General features: G+C 73.7%; 3 protein-coding genes. 1 reads left to right on the top strand and 2 read right to left on the bottom strand.

What is annotated here, in order from left to right; all coding sequences use genetic code 11:
* Nucleotides 1–1,051, top strand: a 1,051-nt coding sequence (locus L2I40_RS18815; RefSeq protein ID WP_237216720.1) for a gamma-glutamyltransferase, incomplete at its 5' end; no start/stop codon positions are given.
* Nucleotides 1,052–1,111: 60 nt separating this feature from the next.
* Here L2I40_RS18815 and fdhF read toward each other — a convergent pair.
* Together fdhF and L2I40_RS18805 are read right to left on the bottom strand one after the other, a co-directional pair.
* Nucleotides 1,112–3,871: a formate dehydrogenase subunit alpha gene (gene fdhF, locus L2I40_RS18810; protein WP_237216719.1), complete on the bottom strand. Its 2,760-nt coding sequence runs from the start codon at nucleotides 3,869–3,871 to the stop codon at nucleotides 1,112–1,114.
* Between the two features lie 53 nt (nucleotides 3,872–3,924).
* Nucleotides 3,925–5,095, bottom strand: a 1,171-nt coding sequence (locus tag L2I40_RS18805; protein ID WP_237216718.1) for a complex I 51 kDa subunit family protein, incomplete at its 5' end; no start/stop codon positions are given.

The following is a 5,095-nucleotide window of genomic DNA, read 5'->3' as shown; positions in this document are numbered from 1 at the left end:
CCGCGGCGATCTCGCGCGCGAGATCACGCGCTTCGTCGCCGCCGAGGGCGGCTTCCTCGCGATGTCCGACATGGAGGGATTCCGATCGCGCATCGAGCCGGTCGTGTCACGGCGCTGGCGCGGGCACGAAGTGACGGTCTGCGGCCCTTGGTGCCAGGGCCCTGCGCTGCTCGAGGCGCTCCTGATCGCGGAGCGGCTCGGCCTCGACGGCCTTGCGCACAACTCGGCCGACTACCTGCACCTACTGACGGAGGCGCTGAAGGGCGCCCTGGCGGACCGCGAGTACCACTTCACCGACCCGGCCTTCGGCCATGTGCCGCTCGACGAATTGCTGTCCGATGCGCATGTCGCCGCGCGCGCGGCGGCGGTGGATCGCGCACGCGCGCATCCGGCGATGCCGGAGCCGATCCTGGGCCGGGGCACGCGATTGCCGCCGCCGGCCGCCGCAGCGCTGCCGAAGGTGGAGGCGGACACCTCCTACGTCGCGGTGGTGGATCGCTGGGGCAATGCGTTCAGCGCCACGCCCTCCGACGGGTCGTGGAACGTGCCGGTGGTGCCGGGCACCGGGCTCGTCGTCTCGGGCCGCGGCACGCAGAACCGCCCGGATCCCGCGCATCCGGCCGGTGTCGCGCCGGGCAAGCGGCCGCGGTTGACGCCCAATCCCGCGCTGGTGGTGACGCGCGAGGGCGGCGTGATGCCCTTCGGCACGCCGGGCGGCGACGTGCAGATCCAGGCTATGCTGCAGGTTATGCTGAACATCCTGCATTTCGGGATGGAGGTGCAGGAAGCGATCGAGGCGCCGCGCGTCGCGAGCTACTCCTTCCCGTCCTCCTTCGCGCCCTACGAATACTTCCCGGGCCGCCTCGCCGCGGAATCGCGCATTCCGGCGGCGGTGCGCGACGACCTCGCGGCGCGCGGGCACGAGGTGAAGTCCTGGCCCGACAGCACCTGGCTCGCGGGGAGCGTCGAGGTGGTGCTGACGGATCCGGCATCCGGCCTGATCCATGCCGGCGCCGATCCGCGTCGCCCGGCCTACGCCATCGCGGGCTGACGTCGCCGCGCCGCGCCTGCCGCCCTGACACCAGGCGGCAGGCGGCGCGACCCGCTCCCGTCACGCGGGCTCCAGCTTCGCCGCGCAGTACTTGAAGCCGGGGATGCGTCCGTCCGGGTCGAGGTGCGGATCGGTCAGGAGGTTCGCCGCCGCCTCGCGATAGGCGAAGGGGATGAAGGCCACGCCCTCCGGCAGGCCCGGATCGGCGCGCGCCAGCAGCTCCACCACGCCGCGCCGCGTCGACACCCGCAGACGCTGGCCGCCGGCGACGCCGAGGCGGCGGAGCTCCGCCGGCGCGAGCGACACGGTCGGCGCGGGTTCCAGCGCATCCAGCACGCGCGCCCGGCGCGTCATGGCGCCGGTGTGCCAATGCTCCAGCTCGCGGCCGGTTGTCAGCACGAAGGGATACTCGGCATCCGGCATCTCGCCGGGGTCCGACAGGCCCGCCGGCACCAGCCGCGCGCGACCCGACGGCGTCGGGAAGGCGTCGCGGAAGACGATCGACTCGCCGGGCGCATCGGGGGCGAGGCACGGATAGGTCACGCTGCCCTCGCGCTCGAGCCGCTCCCAGGTGATGTTGGCCAGCGACGGCATCGCCCGCGCCATCTCGGCGAACACATCGCGCGGATGGGCATGGCGCCAGTCGAGCCCAAGGCGCCGCGCGAGATCCACGATGATCCGCAGGTCCTGTCGCGCCTCGCCGGGCAGCGGCACCGCGGCCCGGCCCATCTGCACCTGCCGGTTCGTGTTGGTGACGGTGCCGTCCTTCTCCGGCCAGGCGGAGCCAGGCAGGACGACATCGGCCAGCACCGCCGTCTCGGTCAGGAACAGGTCCTGCACGACGAGGTGGTCGAGACGCGCGAGCGCGGCGCGCGCATGCGCCACGTCCGGGTCGGACATGGCGGGATTCTCGCCCATCACGTACATGCCGCGGATCTCGCCGCGCTCGGCGGCCTGCAGGATCTCCACCACCGTCAGCCCGGGCGTCGGGTCCAGGCGCGTGCCCCACAGCTCCTCCATGAAGGCGCGGGCGGCGGGGTCCGAGGTGCGGTGGTAGTCCGGCAGCATCATCGGGATCAGCCCGGCATCGGAAGCGCCCTGGACGTTGTTCTGGCCGCGCAGCGGATGCAGCCCGGCACCCTCCCGCCCCACATGGCCGCACAGCAGCGCCAGCGCGATCAGCGCCCGGGCGTTGTCCGTGCCGTGCACGGACTGGCTGATGCCCATGCCCCAGAGCGTCAGCGCGGCGCGCGCGCCCGCATAGAGCCGCGCGACGCGTCGCACCTGATCCGCCGGCACGCCGCAGAGACGCTCCATCGCCTCCGGCGCATAGGCGGCGAGATGCGCGCGCAGCTCCGCGAAGCCATCGACGCGCGCCGCGACGAAGGCGGCGTCGTAGAGCTCCTCCTCCACGATCACGTGCAGGATGGCATTCAGCAGCGCGACATCCTGGCCGGGCGCGAAGCGCACCACCTCGGTCGCGAAGCGATCGAGGCCGGTGCCGCGCGGGTCCATGACGATCAGCTTCGCGCCGCGCGCCGTGGCGTCCTTGAGGAAGGTGGCGGCGACCGGATGGTTCTCGGTGGGCCGCGCCCCGATCACCAGCAGCAGGTCGGCCTCCGCTGCGGCGGTGAAGGGCGCGGTGACGGCGGCGCTGCCGACGTCCTCGAGCAGCGCGGCGACGCTCGCCGCGTGGCAGAGGCGGGTGCAGTGGTCCACGTTGTTGGTGCCGAAGCCGGCGCGCACCAGCTTCTGGAACAGGTAGGCTTCCTCGTTCGAGCCCTTCGCGCTGCCAAAGCCGGCCAGCGCCGAGGGGCCCGCGCCGTCGCGGATGCGGACCAGCGCTTGCGCGGCATGCTCCAGCGCCTCCTCCCAGCTCGCCTCGCGGAAGTGGCGCCGCGCGCGCGCAGGGTCGAGGCAATCGGCAGGATCCTTCGGCGCCCCGTCCAGGCGGATCAGCGGCTTCGTCAGCCGGTCCGGATGCACGAGGTAGTCGAAGCCGAAGCGTCCCTTCACACAGAGCCGGCCCTGGTTCGCCGGGCCGTCGCGGCCCACCACCTCCTCGATCCGGCCGTCGCGCACGCGGAAGCCCACCTGGCAGCCGACGCCGCAATAGGGGCAGACGCTCGCGACCTCCTTCACCGGCGGCGCGGCCCGACGGCCCGCCGCGTCCAGCACGCTTTTCGGCAACAGCGCCCCGGTCGGGCAGGCCTGCACGCATTCTCCGCACGCCACGCAGGAGGATGCGCCCATCGGGTCGAGCAGGTCGAAGCTGACGGTCGTCTCCATGCCGCGACGCGCGAAGCCGATGACATCGTTGTGCTGCACCTCGCGGCAGGCGCGCTCGCACAGGCCGCAGGCGATGCAGGCGTCGAGCTGCACCGCCATCGCCGGGTGCGAGAGATCGGGCGCTGGCCGCTCCGGCTCGGGCGCGAAGCGCGACGCGGAGATGCCCAGTTCGCCCGCCCAGCGCGCAAAGACGCCCGCGCCGTCGCGCGCGGCGCCGTCCGGCATGTCGGCCAGCAGCAGCTCGAACACCATGCGGCGGGCATGGCGGGCGCGCTCGGTCGCGCTGCGCACCACCATCCCCGGCGCCGGGGTGCGCCGGCAGGACGCCGCGAGCACGCGCTCTCCCTCCACCTCCACCATGCAGGCGCGGCAGTTGCCGTCCGGGCGATAGCCCGGCCGCGGCAGGTGGCAGAGATGCGGGATCTCGACGCCGGCGCGCCGCGCCACGGTCCAGATCGTCTCGCCCGGCGCGGCCTCGACCTCCCGGCCGTCCAGCGTGAAGCGGATGCGCGCATCGGGCGCGCGATTCACGCCTGCGGTGCTCGGCCCTTCCGGGACCTCCGCCCTCCGACGATCGCGCACTGTCACGGCACCTGCTCCGGGAAGAAGCGCAGCAGGCTGCGCAGCGGGTTCATCGCGGCCTGGCCGAGGCCGCAGATCGAGCCGTCCGCCATCGCCTGCGCGAGTTCGCCGAGCAGCGCGCGGTCCCATTCCGGCGCGTCCAGCAGTCGCGCCGCCTTGGCCGTGCCGACGCGACACGGCGTGCACTGCCCGCAGCTCTCGTCGCGGAAGAAGCGCAGGAGGTTGCGCGCGACCTCCGCCAGCTCGTCCCGGTCCGACAGGACCACGACAGCGCCGGAGCCGACGAAGCAGCCCTGCGAGTCCAGTGCGCCCACGTCGAGCGGAAGGTCGGCGAGATCGGCGGGCAGGATCCCGCCGGAGGCGCCGCCGGGCAGGTAGCCGACGAAGCGATGGCCCTCCGACATGCCGCCCGAGAATTCCTCGATCAGCTCGCGCGCGGTGACGCCGGCCGGTGCGCGCTTGACGCCGGGCCGCCGCACGCGGCCGGAGACCGAGAACAGCCGCTCGCCCTGCGCGCCGCGCCGGCCGGCGGCGGCGTAGCGCTCGGCGCCGTCCGGCGTCGCCAGGATATCGGGCAGCCACCAGAGCGTCTCGACGTTGTGGACCACGGTGGGCCGGCCGAAGAGGCCGTGCTCCCCCGGGAAGGGCGGCTTGTGCCGCGGATAGCCCCGGTGACCTTCGAGGCTTTCCAGCAGCGCGGTCTCCTCGCCGCAGATATAGGCGCCGGCACCGCGGCGCAGATGGACCGGCAGGCCCAGCAGCCCGGCCACGCGCAACTCGTCCAGCGCGTGAAGGACGGTGCGGCGGATGTCCGGATACTCGTCGCGCAGGTAGATCCAGCAGGCCTCCGCGCCGATCGCATGGGCGGCGAGCAGCATGCCCTCGAGCACACGGTGCGGATCGGTCTCCAGGCAGAAGCGGTCCTTGAAGGTCCCGGGCTCGCCCTCGTCCGCATTCACGACGAGATGGCGCGGCGCAGGATGCGACAACGCGAAGCGCCACTTCCGCGCCGCCGGGAAGCCCGCACCGCCGAGCCCGCGCAATCCGGCGCGCTCCACCGCCTCCACCATCGCCGCCGGCGTCAGACTGCCGTCGCGCGCGGCGCGCAGCGCGGCATGGCCGCCGCGATGGCGATGGTCATCGAGGCTCGGCGACCCCGCCGCGGCGGCGGCG

This window comes from Falsiroseomonas oryziterrae (genome assembly GCF_021864505.1).
Classification (GTDB): Bacteria; Pseudomonadota; Alphaproteobacteria; order Acetobacterales; family Acetobacteraceae; genus Falsiroseomonas; species Falsiroseomonas oryziterrae.
This window is presented reverse-complemented; position numbering and strand designations above follow the sequence as displayed.